The sequence below is a fragment of the Paenibacillus sp. sgz302148 genome, assembly GCF_056120465.1.
Map to the genome: position 1 here is coordinate 99,482 of NZ_JBVYOJ010000003.1, position 19,958 is coordinate 119,439.

10 protein-coding genes are annotated in these 19,958 nt (G+C 53.5%); 4 read left to right on the plus strand and 6 right to left on the minus strand.

Annotated features, from left to right (window positions below; translation table 11 throughout):
- Positions 1-224: 224 nt before the first annotated feature.
- Both AC0LWM_RS05910 and AC0LWM_RS05915 read right to left on the minus strand, forming a co-directional pair.
- A complete protein-coding gene (locus AC0LWM_RS05910) occupies positions 225-2,285 on the minus strand; it encodes a serine hydrolase domain-containing protein (protein ID WP_474673986.1) in 2,061 nt (686 codons plus the stop codon).
- Between the two features lie 624 nt (positions 2,286-2,909).
- Positions 2,910-5,195: an MFS transporter gene (locus AC0LWM_RS05915; protein ID WP_474673987.1), complete on the minus strand. Its 2,286-nt coding sequence runs from the start codon at positions 5,193-5,195 to the stop codon at positions 2,910-2,912.
- A 179-nt stretch (positions 5,196-5,374) separates the two neighbouring features.
- Here AC0LWM_RS05915 and AC0LWM_RS05920 point away from each other — a divergent pair, with 179 nt between their 5' ends.
- Together AC0LWM_RS05920 and AC0LWM_RS05925 are read left to right on the plus strand one after the other, a co-directional pair.
- The gene (locus tag AC0LWM_RS05920; protein WP_474673988.1) at positions 5,375-6,103 is read left to right on the plus strand and encodes a response regulator transcription factor; all 729 of its coding nucleotides are present in this window, start codon (positions 5,375-5,377) and stop codon (positions 6,101-6,103) included.
- Positions 6,093-7,508: a sensor histidine kinase gene (locus AC0LWM_RS05925; RefSeq protein ID WP_474673989.1), complete on the plus strand. Its 1,416-nt coding sequence runs from the start codon at positions 6,093-6,095 to the stop codon at positions 7,506-7,508. The genes AC0LWM_RS05920 and AC0LWM_RS05925 overlap by 11 nt, the downstream gene beginning before the upstream one ends.
- Positions 7,509-8,448: 940 nt before the next feature.
- On the opposite strand, the gene AC0LWM_RS05930 is transcribed toward AC0LWM_RS05925, so the two are convergent.
- Entirely contained in the window at positions 8,449-9,378 is a 930-nt protein-coding gene (locus tag AC0LWM_RS05930; protein WP_474673990.1) for a manganese-dependent inorganic pyrophosphatase, read from the minus strand.
- A 291-nt stretch (positions 9,379-9,669) separates the two neighbouring features.
- On the opposite strand from AC0LWM_RS05930, the gene AC0LWM_RS05935 reads away from it, so the two are divergent.
- Complete coding sequence (locus tag AC0LWM_RS05935) at positions 9,670-10,539, plus strand: helix-turn-helix domain-containing protein (RefSeq protein ID WP_474673991.1); 870 nt, start codon at positions 9,670-9,672, stop codon at positions 10,537-10,539.
- 100 nt (positions 10,540-10,639) lie between these two features.
- On the opposite strand, the gene AC0LWM_RS05940 is transcribed toward AC0LWM_RS05935, so the two are convergent.
- Together AC0LWM_RS05940 and AC0LWM_RS05945 are read right to left on the minus strand one after the other, a co-directional pair.
- A complete protein-coding gene (locus tag AC0LWM_RS05940; protein ID WP_474673992.1) occupies positions 10,640-11,632 on the minus strand; it encodes a hypothetical protein in 993 nt (330 codons plus the stop codon).
- A 118-nt stretch (positions 11,633-11,750) separates the two neighbouring features.
- Positions 11,751-12,428: a hypothetical protein gene (locus AC0LWM_RS05945; RefSeq protein WP_474673993.1), complete on the minus strand. Its 678-nt coding sequence runs from the start codon at positions 12,426-12,428 to the stop codon at positions 11,751-11,753.
- A 185-nt stretch (positions 12,429-12,613) separates the two neighbouring features.
- On the opposite strand from AC0LWM_RS05945, the gene AC0LWM_RS05950 reads away from it, so the two are divergent.
- Positions 12,614-13,741 carry an ArsR family transcriptional regulator gene (locus tag AC0LWM_RS05950; RefSeq protein ID WP_474673994.1) on the plus strand — a complete coding sequence of 376 codons (1,128 nt, stop codon included), beginning with the start codon at positions 12,614-12,616 and terminating at the stop codon, positions 13,739-13,741.
- Between the two features lie 57 nt (positions 13,742-13,798).
- On the opposite strand, the gene AC0LWM_RS05955 is transcribed toward AC0LWM_RS05950, so the two are convergent.
- Positions 13,799-19,900 (minus strand): S-layer homology domain-containing protein, encoded by a 6,102-nt coding sequence (locus AC0LWM_RS05955; RefSeq protein WP_474673995.1) that lies wholly within the window; start codon positions 19,898-19,900, stop codon positions 13,799-13,801.
- Positions 19,901-19,958 lie beyond the last annotated feature (58 nt).

Here is a 19,958-nt window from a genome sequence, read left to right on the forward strand (position 1 = left end):
CAGAAATTTTTGGCTGACATTCAGAAATCATTTTCTGACTATCGCCTCGAGCCCGCTTTTTCCCCGTTTTTTTCAGAAAAATGTTTCTGAAATTCAGAATAAATTTTTGAAGCAAAAAAAGAACCGGATCAACGTCGCGAGGCACGTTGAAAGTGCCGTTCGTTTCCGGTTCATAACTTCTAAGTTTTTGTGCGCCTCCTGCAATCCTCTTCCGCCCGGCGGTTCTAGTTCGCCTTCTCCTCGGAAGCGGAACCCGGCAACTGCAAGCTTGCCGTTCCTAGGCGGTACAGCGCTGCAGCCGCTTCCTGGCGCGTCATGATATGCTTGGACCGGTAATCGACGGTGCCGTCCGCGGACGGTGTCACTTCCGGACCGTAGAACCCGTGGCCGACGATATTGCGCACAGCGTCCGCCGCCCAGTTATCGGTTTCGCCGGCCAGCTTCGCTTCCTTGGGCGAATGCCCAAGCAGCATCGAAAGCCGCGAAGCCATAACGGCCGCTTCTTGGCGCATGATCGGACGGTCCGGTTCGAACAAGCCTTTTTCCGTGCCTGTAACAACCCCCATATCGAACGCCGTTGTGATTTTGCCCGCATCCGGATCGTCCGCCGTGTCCTTGAATGCAGATGGCCCTTTCGCAGGAACAGCCCCCAGCCAGTTGACGAGCCAGACTGCAAATTCGGCGCGCGTGATCGGCTCGTCTGGCCGGAACTTGCCGTCCTGCCCAGCTTGAACGACGTCGAGCAAGTGCAAGCCGTCAATAAATGCGGCATAGGGATGGTCCTTGCCGACATCAGCGAATCGATCGGGCACAGGCAGCTTCTCCGACCACGCCGCCGGGTTCGTTTTAGAGAATAAGAACCTGATCGTCCCGTCCTTGTTCTCTTGAAACGCTACGGGACTTCCCTGCTCATCCTCGAACAGCAGCGGATCGACCTGTTTAAGCGTATGCTTGCCCATCAAGTCTTCCAGCACGAGTGTACCCTCCTGTGCTGTAATGCGCGTCGTCAAGTAGCTGATCCGCAAATCCCGGTATGTGCCTTCGAACCGAGCCAACTGGCTTTTCGCCGGCTGTAAGTACGTCTTCTGCCGTTCGGCTGGATAATACCGATCCATAAACTCCTCGAACAGGCGATTCCGCAAATCGGAGCTACTGTTGTACACGATAAAACCGCCTACGTTCTGCTCGGGAAGCAGCCACATCCAAGAGTTGAAGCCGGGAATGCTGCCCCCTTTTCCAATCACGTACTGGTTATTGAATTTGTGGTGAAAAGCGAACTCGAACCCGTACGTCATCGTCGGCACCTTCGGATGAATCGCCTTATGCACGCTTTGCATGTCCTTGACGGTTTCTTCGCGGAGAATGCGTGCCTCGCCGAGCTTTCCTTCATTTAGTTGCGCAAGCATGAACTTGGCCATGTCGCTTCCCGTCGTCACCATGCTGCCTTGGGGCATATCGGTCGGGATCGTGTTGTACGGCGGAATCGGTTGATTTCTTTCGTTGTATCCGGTGGCGAGACTCGATTGCATATCCGGCGTCAAAACAAAATGGCTGTCATTCATGCCGAGCGGCTTGAAAATATGGTCGTTCACGTATTGGTGAAACGGCTTGCCCGATACTTGCTCGACAATATAGCCTTGCAGCATCGAGGCGAAATTATCGTATTTGTACACTTCGCCCGGTTTATGCACGACCGTCGGCATCGTCTTGACGATGTAATCTTTGAGCGCCGTAACGGCGGTCAAATCGCCCGTGATCATGTCGCCCGGCGGCGGATCTACGACGTCAAAGCCGGTCGTATGCGTGAGCAGATGCTCCATCGTCAGCGGCGAGCCTGTATTGTTCTTCAGCTTGACGTCACCCATGTATTGCTGGACGTCTTGCTTCAGGTCGATCTTGCCTTGCTCGACAAGCTGCATCACCGCCGTAGCCGCAAATACTTTGGAGACGGAGGCGATGCGGAATACCGTTTTGTCCGGGTCTACCGGTTGCTTGGCCTCTGCGTTGGCGTAGCCGAAGCCTTTCTGCAGCAGCACTTTGCCGTCTTTGACGACGACGAACAGCGCTCCGGGCACCCCCAATGCCTGAATATCCGGGCGTTTGAAAAACGCGTCGGCAAACGCTTCTATGTCCTTTTCGTCCAGCGCGGCAGCGCTCTTGACCGGCGCCGCCTTCTCTTGAGGCAGACTGTCGGCAGATGCTGCTGCCGGCACGACGGCGCAAGCGACCGTAACGGCTGCCAAAGCCGAAAGCATTGTTTTTTTCAAAGTTGGCGTCGTTATCATTTGTAAGTTTCTCCTCTCTTTCTGATCCGCTTCAGCAGCGGAATTTGCGGCGTCATGCTCGTACACTTCGTTTTATCGCGAACAAACACACATATTCATGCCGATACTTCGTTTCATCGCGAAAAATACGCATTCACGTCTCATGATCTCCTCCCTCCCGCTTCATCGCTCCTATTTCGGTTCATCCTTCACTGTCAGATCCGACTCTTTCATTGTATATGCGAATTCTTTCCACCAACTTTCACTAATCTTTCAATTACCTTACAAGAGGGCATTTGGCGGTACTAACTTGCAGAAGCTCATGTTCTGGGTTATTCAGAAAATTTTTTCTGAATTTCAGAATAGAATTTCTGAAAATCCCGGCGAAAACTGTTGATTCACCTAAGGTTCAGAATTGATTTTCTGAAATTCAGAAATTTTTGGCTAAAATAAGAAAATAATTTCTGAGTTTCGCCCGAACGTCCTTTTCTCCCGAATTTTTAAGAAAAATCTTTCTGAAATTCAGAATAAAATTTCTGTTCGCACCGGCAAAAACGGAAAACCCGCGTTTCCTTAAGGGAAACGGCGGGTTTTAGGCGCCGAACCTGCGGCGCCATGCCTACGCGGCATCGATGCCGAACCCGCTCACAAGCCGGTTGCCGCGGCTTCGCCACGGATGCCGATGTCGCGGATCAACACTGTCCCTTTCTCCGTCTTGTCGAACACGAAGCTGATCCCGCTCAGCCGATCCGGCTGGAACTTCGGATTCGCCTTCCGGAAATCGGCCAGCCGGAAGGCGAAGTTTTGGAACACCGGCTCCTTCGTAGGCATCGTCCAATTGAAAGGCCATTTGACGACGTCGCCTTCGAGCATCGGCAGCAGTTGCCCCGCACTGCTCAGCGGCAGAGCCGCGACGTTGCCGCTCCTATCCACGGCCTGCACGGTCAGGTCGACGAGCGCCTCCTTCGTGTCCGCCGCTTCCTTCTGATCGTCCCGGTCAGCCATCGCGAAGACGATCGAGCCGCCGGCCCCCACATCGATTCCGCCTCCCGGCAAAACGACGGTGTACGCCGGAACGCCACCCGACGTTGCCTTGCGATCCCATCCGAGACGAACGGCGCTGTAATCCACGGGCGCGAATTTCATCTGAACCGGCTCTTCTTTCCATTCCTTGAGATTCTCCCCGATCAATCTTCCCCCAGCCAACGTTGTCGTACCGAGATCGATATCCTCGTCGAAGCTGCTGATAACCGTCGTCCGCGCGTCCAAATAGTTGCCGACGTACATCGTATCCGGCAGCCACTCCCTCGCATAGCCGAGATCCTGGAACAAGGTGCGGTATTCGCTTTTTCCGTTCAAGGTTGCATCGAGGAAGGACGAAATCAGCACCTTTGCCGCTTGCAGCTGCTCTTCCTGCGGCATGAGCTGAGCCGTGTTATACAGCCTGTTGCCGAGTCCGGCTGCGTCGTAACGCCCCCAAGCCGTGTTGAATTGACCGTGATTCGCCCCGTACATATAAACCGACGCTTTAAAATTATCGCTGCCGCCCGTAAAGCCGACCCTGCCGTACTGGCTGGCTCCGTCGAACGAGTTGACGTCCATGTCGTGCGCGCCTTGAATGGCGAGGTAATTCAAATCCTTCAAAACCGTCGCCCGCCCGGCAGGCTTGTATTGCCCATCCGTGCCGGCAATCGAAATGACCGAGCGGATGCCGAAGTTATAGTTGAATTTGATGTTCCCGTCTTCCGGATAAGCCGGCAGCTTGTTGTACGCGGCAGCGACCGTGACTGCTTCGCCCCCGCGGGAGTGACCGATAAGCGCGATGCGGCTCATGTCCGCTTTGCCGTAGAACGGGTTGCCCTTCGTTTTGTTCCATTCGTTCCACACTTTCAGATGCTCGAGCATCAGCCAGCCTCTCGCCGGATTTTCCTTCTCCGGCACGTTCAGCATGAACAAGTCGTCATACGGCGACGTGTTCAGGAAATTTTCGTCGATCGAGACGACGATATACCCGCGGCTTGCCAGCAGCTTGCCGAGATATTCGTAGCCGGGATCCGAATAATCGGTCGCGAGATGGTTGCCGTGCACGACAACGACCATCGGGAACAGCCCTTCGCCGTCGGGGTACCATACCAACCCGTTAAGCGCCATCGCATCCGGTCCGAACCCGAACGTGCTCGTGCGGAGCGAAGACCAGTTCTGCACAAAAGCCGATCCATCCACCGGTTTCGTGACGAGCGAGCCTTCCGCGTTAAACTCTTGACGGTAGCTGTTCGCGCCGCCGTACGTTAATGATTTGACCTTATACGTTCCTTCCTGCGCCGGATTCGCCATCGTCGTCCGGTAGCGGTCCGCCGCCTTCATCTCCTTCAGCCGGTACGGCTTCGCCAGCTCCGCGTTGCCATTGCCCACCAGCCAATACCCGCCGATGCCGATAAAGCCAAGCATCGCCGCCGCAACGACCCCGGCAGTCACCTTGGAAAGCCGCTTCGCTTCGCGGTACGAACCGCGCATCCATCGGTATATGATCCCGCCGAGCAAGGAAAACGCGACGATGAACGACAACGACACGATGACCATGAGCTGCATCGGGCCAATGAAGCTGACGAACAGCAGACAAAATGAAGCGAGCAGCAGCCACACGAAACGTGAAGGCAGCTTTTTTGCCCAGTGAAGCACCCCGGCAACGATGCCGGTGATCAGGACAATCGCCAGCAGGAAAACGACTGTTCCGGTCAAATAATCCCCGATGCCGCGCGTCCCTAAAAATTGATACCCTTGCACAAAAATGACTAAGCAAGCGATAGCGGCTAACGCGACGGAAGCTCCTTTCCAGCCGGGTGTAAGCGTAGGTATCCGACGGATTAAGCTCGCAAGCCGTGCGAACCTTTTTTTGCCCGGTTCATTTGAAGCCAATTCTGGTTTTGCCATGTTTCAACCTCTTCCCTCATGAATCCGAAATTGAATTGCATATTGCACATTCGACACTGAACATTGCCCATTATAGGGACCGATTCTTTCCACGGACTTTCGGTTTTCTTAAAATAACCTTACATGGCAGGAGATCGGCGCCAAGGCTCGAACAATACGTGTTACAGGGAGGGAGAACGATGCGCAAGACGATTTTGCTTGTCGACGACGAACCGGATATCGTCGATTTGCTCAAGCTGTTTTTGGAAAAAGAGTTCGACGTGCTCGAGGCGCACGACGGTCAAGCGGCCGTTGAGCTGTTCTCGCGGCATACGGTCGATTTGGCCGTGATCGATATCATGATGCCGCATCTCGACGGCTTCCAGCTGCTGCAATGGATACGCAAGCAATCGAAGCTGCCGGTGATCGTCGTGTCGGCGAAAAACCAAGAGACGGACAAAATCGCCGGGCTCGGCCTCGGCGCGGACGACTTTATCACGAAGCCGTTCAGCCCGCTCGAGGTCGTGGCGCGCATTCAAGCGCAGCTGCGCAGAACGTACGAATTCAACGATCCTACGCTGGCGCGGACGGAGCCAGGCGGCGAACTGGCCGAAACGCGGCTCGGCGACCTGACGCTGGATCACGAAGCGTGCATCCTGTATAAACGTGGGGAACCGATTGCGCTCAGCGCGATCGAATACAAGCTGCTCAAGCTGTTCATGAGCAAGCCGGGCCGCATTTATACGAAAAAGCAAATTTTCGAAAACGTCTGGTCCGACCCGTATATCGCCGACGACAATACGATCATGGTGCAAATCAGCCGGCTGCGGGACAAAATCGAGGATTCGCCGCGGGAGCCGTTTTATCTGAAAACGGTACGGGGCCTTGGATACCGGTTCGCCAAAAAGGATGAGCTCCATGCGCCGTAAATCGAAGCTGTCCGGCATGCTGCTTCGGAACTACATCTTGTTTTCGCTGACGGTTGGCTTGAGCGTGTTTTTGCTGCTGCTCTTTTTTGTCGAACGGACGAGCGATCGGCTGCCTGCGGCACAGATGTCGTTGCTGCAAGCAGGCGAAATTGTCCGACCCAATACGGCCGATATTCCGTCGGAATCGATCGAGGCTCTGCACGGCTGGGTGGAAATTCTCGACGAGCGGCTGCAAGTCATCGATGTGAAGGGCACCAAGCGGGACGGCCCGGCTTCGTATACGGAACGCGAGTTGAACATGTTATTTTACGATACGAAGGAAAATATGTTTTATACGTCCATCGCCCCGTTGCGCACCGACGACGGACAGGTTCGATACTGCATGGTCCGGCTGCCGAAAAAAAATATAAAAGCGGGCATCACCCTCGATGGGGAGACGCCAGAAAACCAATCGATCTTCTGGGGCGCCTTGGCGGAAACTGGATTGCTGTTCGTTGTGCTGTTCGGGATCAACGTTTATGTATACAGCAGGCTGACCGCTACCCGGCTGACGAACCCGCTCGGCCAAATTGCCGCAGGCATCCGCAGCGTGGCGGGCGGGCGTTATCACGAAAGGCTGCGGTTCGAGGCGAATTACGAGCTGGCGCAAATTCAGGAGAGCTTTAACGCGATGGCGGAAAAATTGGAGCAGGCGGAAACGGACAAGCGGCGGCTCGAAGAAAGCAAGCAGCGGATGCTCGTGCACATTTCGCACGACTTGAAGACGCCGATTACGACGATTCAAGGCTACGCCAATGCGCTGCAGCTCGGCATGATCGAGGAGGAAGCGAAAAAACAGCGGACGATCAACCTCATCCACAGCAAAACGAAGCTGGTCGCCGAGCTGATCGACGACGTGTTCGAGCTGTCCAAGCTGGAGAGCCCGGACTATCCGATCGTCAAGGAGGCAAGCGATCTTGCCGAATTCGTGCGGGAGATGGCGGTCGAATACTACGAGCCGTTCGAGGAGCGTAGCTTCGCGTTCGAATGCGATATTCCGGCGCAGGAAGTGATCGTTCCGTTCAACGGGAAGCTGCTGTACCGCGCCGTCTCCAACCTGCTCGCGAACGCGCTGAAATACAACCTGCCCGGGACGCAGGTGCGGCTCACGCTGGTGGACGGGCCGGAGGAGGTCCGCGTCGAAGTGGCCGATAACGGCGTCGGCATCCCTGCCGAGCTGCGCGACCGCGTCTTCGACGCCTTCGTCCGCGGCGACGCCGCTCGCAAGAGCGACGGCGGCACGGGCCTCGGCCTCACGATTGCGAGGCACATCGTGGAGAAGCACGGCGGGCGCCTGCGCTTGTGCGCGGACGGGGGCTGGACGCGGTTCGAGCTGACGCTGCCGAAGGCCGCAGCGACGCGCTGACGCGAGCGAGCCGAACGTGCGGCTGCCCGGGGCCGCCGACGGCGAGTACGGGCAAGCCGTAGCGCGTCACGTAATTCGCCCGGGGCCGAAGCCGCGGCGGCGTAGGGCCGAGAGCGGCGTGGCGAGGGCCGCGGCATGGGGCGAGAGCGGTGGGGATACAACCTGGACTATGCGCCGAGCCGTGGGCGACTGTTTAGATCTCCTCCTTTCGCTCCGACGGTTTCGGGTGCTGAGCTCCAAAGGAACGTGGCTCGGCGAGTACAATAACTGCAAACATACATCTATTCACTAAACCAGGAAATTCATAAATGAGATTACTGCAATCGTACAGTTATTTCTGGCCAATCCTACTTATCCAGACAAAAATCGCGCAAATAACTGCACAATCGCAGGTATTTCCCCCTTATTCCCCTTATCTTCTCACAATAACTGCACATTAGCAGGTATCCGCCCACCTGAGACCCAGTACCGCCAATCGACACTTTTTACCCACCCCGAGGCTCTGCACCACTAATCAACACTCTTTACCCACTCCGAGGCTCTGCACCGCCAATAGGCACTTTTTGCCCACCTGAGACTCAGTACCGCCAATCGACTCTCTCTACCCGCCCCGGGACACTGTACCGACAATCGACACTTTTTACCCTCCCCGAGACTCTGTACCGCCAATCGACACTCTCTACCCGCCCCGAGACGCTGTACCGCCAATCGACACTTTTTACCTCCCCGAGACTCTGTACCGCCAATCGACACTCTCTACCCGTCCCGGGACACTGTACCGCCAATCGACACTCTACCCGCCCCGAGGCGCTGTACCGCCGTTCGACACTGTACACCCCGAGATTCCGCGTCTTCAAAAAAAGCTCTCCTCGTCATTCGCATGACGTCGGAGAGCTTCATTTTTCGTTAGCTTGGCTAGCTAGTTAGTTAGTTAGTTAGATTACTTGCTGAAAATTTCCGTCAGCACCGGCACGATTTGCGATTTGCGCGATACAATGCCTTTGAGCACGGCTTTGTTGTTGCTCAGCGTAACGTTGTACGCTTTCTCCATTGCGTCCGTTGCACGGCCGAGAGCGACGGCGACGGAATCGTTGTTCAGGATGTCCGTTACAACGAATACGAACAGATCCAGGCCTTTGTCAGCGATGATTTGGTTCAGCGCGGCTTCCAGCTCGTCTTGGCGGTTCATCACGTCGTTCACGTCAACTGCGTTGACTTGCGCGATTTCGACTTTGGCGTTGCCCATGTTGAACTCCTTGGAGTCAAGCGAGATGAGCTGCGCGATCGTTTTGTCGCTCAGGTTAGCGCCTGCTTTCAGCATGTCCAGTCCGTAGCTGTCGGCATCGACGCCGGCGATTTGTGCAAGTTCTCGAGCTGCGACAACGTCTTCCTCCGTGCACGTCGGCGATTTGAACAGCAAGGAGTCGGATACGATCGCGGACAGCATGAGGCCAGCGATTTCCTTCTTGATTTCGACGCCGTTTTCTTTGTACAGCTTCTTCAAGATCGTAGCTGTGCAGCCTACAGGCTCAGCGCGGTAGTACAGCGGAGCGCTTGTCTCGAAATTGGCGATGCGGTGATGGTCGATAACTTCCAGCACACGCACTTGGTCGATATCGGAAGCGCTTTGTTGGCGCTCGTTATGGTCGACTAGAATAACGCTTTTTACTTCGTTAGCAACCGTGTCAACTTGGCGAGGAGCTTCAACTTTGAACGTGTCGAGCGCAAATTGCGTTTCGGCGCTGACGCTGCCGAGGCGAACGGCTTCGACGTTTTGTCCGAGAGCTTTCTTCAGCTCCGCGTAAGCGATTGCCGAACAAATCGTATCCGTGTCCGGATTTTTATGACCGAAAATAAGTACTTTTTCCATCCCAAAAACTCCTTATTGTCTATTTTTCATGCCTAAATTATAGCCTAGATCGTGAATCACAATCAAGATTATACACAAAAAATTGGTGTACTCCTATAACTTTAATAGGAATAGACAAAAAGTCGATATCGGGATGTTCACTCCTCCACTCAAACAATGGTTGATATAACATCATCTTCACAACCGTGAGTTGTTTTTTACAAATTCACGTCCATTGATTAAACCCACTGGATTCCATAATATTAGGGCATAAGGCGCCTTAATTACGACCAAAACTTTAGGGGTGTTTACATGACTTCCAGTCAAATCGGAAAACATATTGCGGATTTACGAAAATCCAAAGGCATTACTCAAGAAACTCTTGCGGAAGCAGTGGGGGTTACTCCGCAGGCCGTATCGAAATGGGAAAGCGGCGGCTCTCCTGATGTGGACTTATTACCTCCGATCGCCAATTATTTTGGTGTTTCCATCGATCGGCTGTTTGGAAGAGCCGTCAATGATTATGCCGATCTTGAGATTGAAGTGGCTAGGCAGATTGCACAAGCGGGGCAGGATTCTGCGATCAGTAAAGCTTTTGACATGTGTTGGGCCATGGAGAGGGGAATATGCGGGTATCCGGAACTGGAGGCTCGCGACTCCCTTGATGCAATTCAAGAAAAAGCACCAAGATTTGTTTATTCGCAGATGTTATTTAATAAAGGCATTACCCTTATGTCGTTGCAAAAGGATTTGCAATATTTTCTCATTATGCCCGAACCGGATTGCGGGTGGCTGAAGGAACTGGGAAACCAAGAAAATTATCTTAAACTATTTGGAATTTTGGCGGACCCGGATATCTTAAAGACGTTGTACGTATTGCACGGCAGGGACAACAAACCGTTTACCCCAAAACTTCTTGAAAAAGAGCTTGGCTTGCCGGTGGAAAGAGGAACCCAAATCCTTGATATTTTGGAGAACTATTCTCTTATCGATACTTCGGAAATCGAGCTGGACGATATGGTCCAGAAGGTATACAATTTCAGCCCTAATCCTGCCTTTGTTGCCGTTCTGACACTTTCTTTAGAAATGATTAAAAGACCTAATAGTTTCTCCTTCAATAGCAGCCACAGAACTCAACCCTATCTTAAAAAAAGTGAACAACTATCGAGCCCGCCTAACTAGCCTATAAGCTAGCCAAATCGGGCGCTTGTTCAGTCCTAATTGTATAAAGAAACCACTCCATTGTTAAGAGTGGTTTCCCTTTTTAACTTTCACCGAACAATCAGCCGATGATTGTTTTCACCACTTGCACCGCTTCCGCATCGAGCTGCTTCGCTTCCCGCAACAACGGAATCAGCGACTTCGCTTGCTTCTCCGTCACCGGCTTGCCCAGATGTTTGGCTCCGTCCCAATCCTGCTCCAGCACATCCATCATCCGATGGAACAATCCGGCAATCCGCTCGAAACGCTCTGCGACGTCGTCGAGCCCAAGCTCCTTGCCCCAACCTGCCGCCAACTTGCGCACGTATTCGGAGGCGAACATTTTCGATTCTGAATACACCGTCGTGGCGTACCTTACTCCGAATGGATCGAACGAACCGCCAAGACCGTGTATCCAGTTATCGTAAGCGAGCAGCCCGCTCTGGTAGTCCTTCGTCATATGGAACGTACGCTCCATCTCGCTGACATAAAATCGAAGCGATTCCCTGTACGCCCGCTCCCGATCGTATGGAACGCTTGTTATCGGAATGACAAGATGGAGCAGCGGTGCCGGCGGGAATTTCACCGCAAGGTTTTCGTACAGCATCGGATCGCTTCCAAGCTGCCTGTTGAACTTGTCCACGCCGTCTACGTGGAATACACCATCCTCGTCGTCGTAGCCGTGAATAACGCCAAATTCCCCATTGTCGATCGCCCATGCGATCACGCCAACGCCGCGGTCAATGGAGCTTTTGGTTTTGGAAACGCCGTGTTTGCGGGCTGCTTCATACGTGTTCGTGCCCGGCTCCGAGTGAAACACCTCCGCAAGAATGCCGATTCGCTCCAACGCGTTCTGATGCCGCCCGATCCAATCGTACACCGTCACGGAAGATACGTCACAATGCTTCTGCATGAACAATTGAAAAGCGATACCCGTCACGCCCGCAAATTCCGTAAGTGTAAGATCGCTCATCCCCGCAGCCGTCACGACGCCGTGCGAAGCGCCCAAGTACGTCGTCCAGCACGCCCCTAGTCTTGCCGATGTCGCACCGGATTTTCCTGCTGTTTCTGTCATCTTTTACAGCCTCCTCAAATGTGATCGAATGGTCTTTGTTTGCCTGCCTCTATCGTAACAAAAGAGGAGTGACACCAAATGTCACTCCAGCAATTAAAATCTTTTGTACCTCAAACAATTAACCAAGCAAAGATTGGCGCATCCGGTCCAAATATTGAGCCAGCTTGCCGCGCAGCCATTTCGGATGGACGACCTGGTAGTGCATGCCTGCAGCGAGCAAAGCCGGAATAAAGTCGTGCGAATCGTAAAATTCGAATACGTCCTCCATCCGCTCGTTTCTCCCCCGATAAAAAGGCTGCAGCGAAGTCGGCACGCCGGCGGCTCCGCCGATCCCGCCGAAACCCGCGCCTACGCCGGTGATGGCTCTCGTCCCTTCTTTGCGCAGCACCGCCCGAAACGGCGTCACTCCATCGCCTGCGGCATGCTCCAGCTTCAGCGCAGGCGACGGCCTGCCCGATAAGCGAGCCAGCAGATCGGCCAAATCGCCGAACGTACTCGACGTACGCGTATCGATTCGCGAAATTACCTCGTAATGCGCGGCTAAGCAGGATAACAGATCCCGCTGGCTCTCCGTGAGCAACTGCGACGGCACGGCGAACGCAGTATCGGTATAGCTGTAGCCTTTGGCCTTCGCGCAATAAGCTAACGGCGCGCCCAGCGAATCGCGCAAATATTCGACGTCCCGAAGCGCCTGGCGGCGCGAAATTTCGAACCGGTCGGCAATCTCTTGGACGTTCGGGTATTTTCCCGTGCGGATGCTTTCGTCGATCCATTGAATCCGGTGCAAGGATGCCATTCGCTTTCCCCCAAACAAAAAGATTATTCGATGTTATTCCACAACGATATGCAACAATCCTCTAAGGCAGAAATAAAAAACGCGAACAATATTGAAAAATATGGTTTACAACGTACCACTCGAATGATACGATTACATTATGTTATTACGTAATTACGTTATTTAATAAAATGGAGTGTTTTGTGATGGAACGAAACTACGGACAAGAAATCGACGAATTGAAAAATCAATTAAACGAGCTGCGGCAGCTGTTAACGCAGCGATTAGGCGGAAGGCATAGCGGCAATGAGTCCGGCTCGGGATTCGGAGCGGCTGCCGCCGATGCCGGTCTGATGACGGTGCAAGGCGGTCTTGCGGACGAGGGTCCAGCCGGGACGATTTATTATGCCGGCAGCTACCGCGGCGAGCAGCATAGCTGCCGCTGGGATCCGCAGGAGCGGCAGGTGCGCGGCCTGCTCGACCTGGACGGCGACAAGGCGGCCAAAATATTGGCGGCGCTCGGGAGCAAGCAGCGGCTCGATATTTTGCGCGCCGTATTCGACGGCCCGCTCACCGGCGCCGAGCTGGTCGAACGCTTGCAAATGGGCACGACCGGCCAGCTGTACCACCACGTCAAGCCGCTGCTTGGCGCGAACCTGCTCGTGCAGGAAGAGCGCGGCGGCAAATACGCGCTGCCGGGCCAACGGGCGCTGCCGCTGCTGCTCTTGCTCGCGGCCGCCGCGGACCTGCTCGATACGAGCGGCTACATCGAGATGACGGCGGTGCGCGACAACGCCGGCACCTATCTCGGCACCGCGCGCAACGGCTTCGATCCGCACCTGCTCGTCTGGTCGCTGCTCGAGAATACGATCCTCGAGCACCGGGCCGGCTATTGCAGCGAAGCGAGCATTATCCTGCAGCAGGATGGAAGCATCACCGTCGTAGACAACGGGCGCGGCATTCCGACTCACGCGCTGGCAGAGAAGGAAGATCGCAACGTACAAGCGATCCTGACCGACATCCATCACAACAGCAGCTTTCATTATTTCGCTCCTGGCGGCGAGAAGGGCATTAGCGTTGGCGTTGTCAATGCTTTGTCCAGCATGCTGTCGGTTGAAATCCGCCGGGACGGCCACGTCTATCGCCAAGACTTCAAGCGTGGCATTCCGCAAACCGGGCTGCTCATCGTTGCAATGACGAACGAGACCGGCACGAGCGTCACACTCGAACCGGACCGCGAGCTGTTCCCTGCCGGCTTCGACCGCGAGACGATTCAAGCAAGGGCGGATGAGATTATGGCGGCGTACCCGGGGCTGCTGGTTCGAGTGGTTTAATCATTGCGTCATACGCAAAAACCGGGAAGGATCAACCTTCCCGGCCTCGCGCGCTATTTAGTTATTCAATATGCCATACAACATCTTGGCGATTTCTGCCCGCGTCACGGATCCGAGCGGATCAAAACGGTTATTGCCTTTGCCGTTAATAATGCCCATCGCTTGAAGGCGGCTTACGGCATCTTTCGCCCAAGCGGAAATGCTGTTCACGTCGGAGAATGCACCTCCGGATGACGGAGCCGAAGCTTGTTTCTTCATAGACTCGGCCATCTTAACAAAAACGATCGCCGCTTCCTCCCGGGTAATGTAATCTTTAGGACGGAACTTGCCTCCGCTGCCTTGAACGAGACCAATTTCCGCCGCTTTCGCTACGTAACCCGCATAATATGAGTTGGAAGCTACGTCGCTGAACGAGGTTTTGCCATCGCTCGCGTCGATTCCCAGTGCCCGAATAACCAATGTAGTAAAGTCCGCTCTAGTCACGTTCAAATTCGGTTTGTAATGGTCGTTGTCCACCCCGGTAACGATATGCTTGGCGGCAAGCTTGAGAATGTATTCATCCGCCCAGCTTCCCGTCAAATCCGCAAATTTCTTATGGTATTCCATAACGGCGAATTGCGAGAAATGATCGGTCGTGAAACTGACGGTTTCCCCGTTGAACAACCCTCCGATATACTGCGCTGTGCCGCCGTTCAAATAGTACACGCCCGCATAATCTTTTTGAAGCTGCTTGCTCTGCTCTGCCGTCAATGTTCGCGTAACCGTCACCGGCCCGTTGAACTGGTGAACAGAAGTCTCCTTTTGACCTTTGAACGTGACAAGGCTGAGCGTGAATACCAGTCCGGACGAGGTCAGTTCGCCGTTGCCGCGGATCGATTCGTTCACGGCGGTTTCAACCTCAGGATTTAACGTCGGATCAATATGAACAACGACCTTATCGGCGCCTGCTAGTGCATTCGGCAAAGATTTGGCGGGTATCGTGACCGTTATCGCAGGACCTGCAATCTCGATAGCCAGTTCACGCTCTTTTGCCTTTTGGACTCCAGCCGCATCAAGATCGACAGTAGCCGCTTTCGCAGCACCCGCAGCCCCATTCAATTTGATGGCGACTTTGCCGTTCTCGGCTTCCCCAACAGCCTTAACCAACACATCCCGATCTACCGTATACGAATTTCCCGAGACCGGATTCAGCCGGATGACGCCTTCGTCCGATGACGGACTTGGGCCATTAGGCTCTTTGGGTTTATCCGGACCTGTCGGCTTGTTCCCGCCAGGGTTGGATCCTTCGCCCGAATTGCCCGAATTGCCCGAATTGCCTGGATTACCCGGTTCACCCGGATGACCGCCGTCATCGTCTTTGCCGGTGTAGAAGCCCCAAATATCCGACAACACACTGCCGCTGTTGGCATCATCGACTTTCGTATACCACTGGTAATAACTATTGGCGTTGAGCCTGTTCCATGTTACCACAGCCTGTTTTCCACTCTGGACGTTGCGAATTTTGCCGATTTGTTGATCCGTATACACCTTCACCCCGATGTAATCGGTCGCGACGCGCTTTGTTTTCGGCTGCAAATCGAGATCAAGCGAAAACTCGTCTTTCCCCGGATATTGGGCAGGATCGTAAAAGTTATAGTCGTCCAAATACGGCGAGTACGTTTTGATGTGCAGCTTGTTGTTTTTGACGTCGAACTGCATGAGCCGGATGTACCCGAGACCGCCTTCCGGCGCTCCTTGGTAGTCGGCAAGCATTTGATACACTTTACGCTTCACGCCGTTGTCATCCAGCTCGTCGATTTTGAGCTGGGCGTCGTGATAATGCCCGGACAATGCAGCAATGACGTTTTTGTTCGGCTTGACGACTTTTTCGAAAATTTTCTCGGCAATCGGCGCACGGTTGTTGGACACGAGCATATACTCGTGCAAGCACAGAATCGCCTTACGCTCCGGATATTTGGAAACAACCTCGTTCATCCAGTCTATTTCCTTATTTCCGAGTCCCCAGCCCATGTACACGATAATAAAATCGTTGCCGCCTGCGGATACGAGGTCATAATGTCCCCGATTGTTTTCGTAGGAGCCTCCGAAGGTCGGCTGATCCTTGAAGCGTGAATCCCCGAAGTATTCCCAATATTTCGTGTAGTCGTTGTCTTGATGCCCTACGTCATGGTTTCCTGCCAGAACGCCGTATGGGATTTTGGCGTCTTCCAACACCTTCATATCCTTGTCGGCTTCCTGCCATTGATATTCCTGGTACGATTTATCGACGATATCGCCGGTATGAATGACGTATTTGATATTGTTGCTTTCTTTGTTATCTGCGACCCATTTGACGATATCCTGATAAATGTACGGATAGCTCTGCGAATAATATTGCGTGTCGGACATCCATACGAAGGAGAAGTCGTAAGGGTTTTGGTTCTCCGGATTCACCGGAGCTTGAGCCGCCGTCGCACCGATTTCATCCTGCACGATAACCTGAATCGTTTGTCCGTTCGCATAATCGCCGGCTGTAACCGTCGCCTTCAACTCGAAATCGTCGGCGCCCGCAATAAGGTGGTCGAGCTGCTCCCATTTCTTTGACGCCTTGCTCCAAGCGTACAAGCTGACTTTACGGCCTTCGAGCGATTTTCCTTTCCATACGATATCGACGCGATCCGTCGCTTTGACGGAAGGATCAAGCTTAATCTCGTAACGTTGGTACGGGAACTGCTCAACCGACTCGTTCACCAAATAGTCCCCGTCCACTGCTCCGATCTTCCTGTAATCCTCGGCCGTTAACGGCTGCTCCCCTTGCGGAACCATCACCTTCGGCGGTTCGGTATCGGAAACGTTCTTGAATCCCGTAAACCCTTCGGCACGATTGCCGTCATACTGGAACCCCTTGTAAAACGTAACGTCCAATGGATCATTCGTAGGATCTTGAACATTCACCTTCAACGTTGCGTTGTTGCCTTCTCCCGTTTGTCCATTGGTCGGCGCGATGAGCTCCGGTTTCAGCGGATTTTCCTGCGGCACGGTGAAATTAACGGTTTTCACCCCTTCGTTGCCGACTTTATCCGTTCCTGTAATCACGAGCTTATGATTGCCTGCAGCCATGGAACCGGACGATGTCGCATAAGGAAGCTGGATCTCCCGGTCGTCCAGCTTCACTTCGACACGGTCTAAGCCGGCGTAGTTATCTTTGATTTCGGCATCAATCGTGAAGTATCCGCGATACGTCTTGCCCTCTTCTACGCTTGGTTGGATCGAAGGAGGCGTATTGTCGACCGTCACGACCGATGTCGCCGTTTCTGCGCCGTCTTCGACCGTAAGCCGATGCTCGCCGTCCTCGACCTTTTTCGTATCCCACGGATAAGCCTTCGATTTGAAATATTGCGACTTTAAGTCGAACCGGAAGCCGATCCATTCCGACTTGCCTGCGCTGTCGCCCATCTTGATTTCTTTATCCCGCACGGCGTAAAGCGGATCCCATATTTCGGTGCCGTCGGCCAAGACAAGCCGGACGTTTCGGATTTCGAAATCGTCTTTATTCTCTTCAGGGCGCGTATCGAACGGACTCGATTTCGAGCCGGCCCGAATATAGATGACGTTATCGGACCCGATTTGCAAACGGCTGGCGTCAATCGGGAATGTAAGCGTCGTATACGACGGGATCGGATCCATGAACGTGTACAGGATCGTTTTCTCCGCTTCGCTCGGCGGCCCCATCGTTACCGCGTTTTTAAAATAATAATCAACGTTTTTCGCTTCGAACACAAAATAAGCGTTATGCTCCAACGCGGCAAACGTGCCCTGCGTCAGTTCTTGTCCGTCGATGCTCAGCTTTACGGCATTTGCGTCAACCGTTTGGGAAGTGCCTTTCAATGTCCGGGTGCCGCTTAAAATTTCGCCGCTCTTCACATTAAGCCGAAGCGGCGATTGATCCGGTCCTCCTGTAATGTTCACTCTGACTTCTGCCGTTACCGTTTCGTTCGTACCGTCGGAAACGACGAAATAATATTCGACGTACGCCCTGCCAATTAAGTCTGCCGAGGACACTTTATGATGGTACAACGTGTCGTTGAAGTCCTGGGTAAGATAATACCCGACATAATTCGGCTGCTTATCGGATCGGACGAATACTTGCACCGAAGCGATTTGCTTGTCGTCATCGGCGAACGTCTTGATGTCCAAAATATTGGACTGGTCGATCTCGGTTACTCCCGTTCGATCTTCGACGATTGGTTTCAGCGTGTCCGTCACCACATGAACAGGCTCCGCCGGAACTTGAGCCGGATCGACCGTTCCCGGAATCGGCACATCTTGCCCCGAGCTTGTTTTGATCATCGTGACGCCGCCGTCGAGCGGATATTTGAACTGAATGGCTCGGTCTTCTTTTGTTTCGTCCTTGACTCCTCCGTCATAAACGGTGTCGGCATCATAGTATGCGGCGGAAATTTCCGCCCCCGTATTCGTCTTGATGACGACCGCCCGGCGCCCGGAGTTGGCCATGCCGTCGCTTTTGATGACAAACAGGTTCGTATCCGCGATCAAATTCGTTTTATAGAAGTTGTTAAAATCGGTTGCCGTATAGCCGCCGTTGGCGCTGTTGACAATCCAGAACACGACCGGCTGCTTGGCCGGGATGACGAAATCTTCCTTCGTCGACGGCCATTTCACGTCGGCTTGCGGCCCGCTATCAGGATAACGGTAATAAATTTTGTAGTTTTTAAAATTTATCGGTTGATCCGTGTTGTTGTAAATTTCGATAAATTCGTAGGCGTCCGTCGAAGTACCCGGTACATTCGCACTGTTCGGAACGAGCTTCGTCACGAGCAGCGGCGGCGCTTTCGCCGGATTAAACGCCGGCAGATTGACGTTGACCGAATAGCTTTCGATAACGTCTTTCACGCGGATTTTGTATTCGAGCACCGGCTCTACAAGCGCGCTGGCCGGAATGACCACTGTAAATTCGCCGCCTGCCTTCGGAGACATCGGCACGACTTTGAATCTGGCTTGAGATTGCGTCTTGTACAGCAGTTCTACCGTTCCAAGCGCCGTATTGTCCGGATTGATCACTTTAGCCGATATTTCCAGGTCTTTCGCATCCGCGCTTTGTGCCGGAGTATGAACGATTTGCGGCTTGATCTCCGGCGGAGCGGCAATCGTTACGGCATATGTACCCGATTTTTCAGGCGACGCATTGCCGTCTGCCGCTTCAAAATAATACTGCAGCAGCTTTCCTCCGGCGATCGCTTGACCCGGGATGGAAGCGGTGAATGAAGCTCCGTCCGACGGGGTCATCGTAATGGGAGCATATTCAGTCTGAGCATCCGTCTTGTAGTATACGGAAGCCGTTACCGTGTTGACGTTTCCTGTAACGGTTACGGAAACGGCGACATCTTGGTTAGCCGGCAACGTTGTGGCAGCCGTATGCTGGAAATTCAAATTGGTGACTATCGGCGGCGCAACATAATCCGAAGCATATTCCGGAACTTGCGTTGCATCTACAAAGCCCGGGGAAGCGGGTTGAGATTCTGGAAGTCCAGCCATGGCCATATTTTTGCTGCCGTCGGCGGGATAGTTGTAATGGATTCCGTAATTTGCCTTAGAGGTGGTTACTGTATACGAGGCTTTGACGACTTCGCTCCCGTCCAGGTTTCGGATCGATAAAGAACGGGTTCCCTTGTTCACCATACCTCCCCCACCGTTAATCCGAAACAAATTTGTGCCTTCGACCAATGCCGAATTGTAATTCGCATTGAAGTTTGCTGCCGATTCTTTATTGTTGCTGCCATTTTGCACCCAGAACACGACGGCTTGGCGGGACGGAATTTTCACGGGCAGTGTGGCCGCATCGAAGGGCCACGGCGTCTCCGTCGTGCCGTTAATATAAATCAAGCTATAATTACTAAAATCGATTTCTTGGCTCGTATTATTGTAAATCTCAATCGATTCGTAACCGTCGACCGAGCTGGCCGGATCTTTAACCGTGCCATCGATATTTAATTCCGGAACGTTGTTCGTGTCCGGAACAAGCTCCGTAATAAGTAGCTTAGGTACCTTGGCATAATCAAAGCCGTCCGCAAACACGGCCGCAGGCTGCAAAATACTTAATAGCATGCTGAACAACAGGACCAATGACAGCCTTTTGTTGTGCTTCCTCATGTTTTTCATCAGTTCTCCTTTTTTCAGTATCTTCTTGTTAGATGACAACTCCCCTAGTCTAAGCGGC

Bases quoted from the DNA above. Each gene is read 5' to 3' on its own strand.
- AC0LWM_RS05925 (WP_474673989.1), top strand. From the start codon at position 6,093: ATGCGCCGTAAATCGAAGCTGTCCGGCATGCTGCTTCGGAACTACATC.
- AC0LWM_RS05940 (WP_474673992.1), bottom strand. From the start codon at position 11,632: ATGACAGAAACAGCAGGAAAATCCGGTGCGACATCGGCAAGACTAGGG.
- AC0LWM_RS05935 (WP_474673991.1), top strand. From the start codon at position 9,670: ATGACTTCCAGTCAAATCGGAAAACATATTGCGGATTTACGAAAATCC.
- AC0LWM_RS05955 (WP_474673995.1), bottom strand. From the start codon at position 19,900: ATGAAAAACATGAGGAAGCACAACAAAAGGCTGTCATTGGTCCTGTTG.
- AC0LWM_RS05950 (WP_474673994.1), top strand. From the start codon at position 12,614: ATGGAACGAAACTACGGACAAGAAATCGACGAATTGAAAAATCAATTA.
- AC0LWM_RS05915 (WP_474673987.1), bottom strand. From the start codon at position 5,195: ATGGCAAAACCAGAATTGGCTTCAAATGAACCGGGCAAAAAAAGGTTC.
- AC0LWM_RS05930 (WP_474673990.1), bottom strand. From the start codon at position 9,378: ATGGAAAAAGTACTTATTTTCGGTCATAAAAATCCGGACACGGATACG.
- AC0LWM_RS05920 (WP_474673988.1), top strand. From the start codon at position 5,375: ATGCGCAAGACGATTTTGCTTGTCGACGACGAACCGGATATCGTCGAT.
- AC0LWM_RS05910 (WP_474673986.1), bottom strand. From the start codon at position 2,285: ATGATAACGACGCCAACTTTGAAAAAAACAATGCTTTCGGCTTTGGCA.
- AC0LWM_RS05945 (WP_474673993.1), bottom strand. From the start codon at position 12,428: ATGGCATCCTTGCACCGGATTCAATGGATCGACGAAAGCATCCGCACG.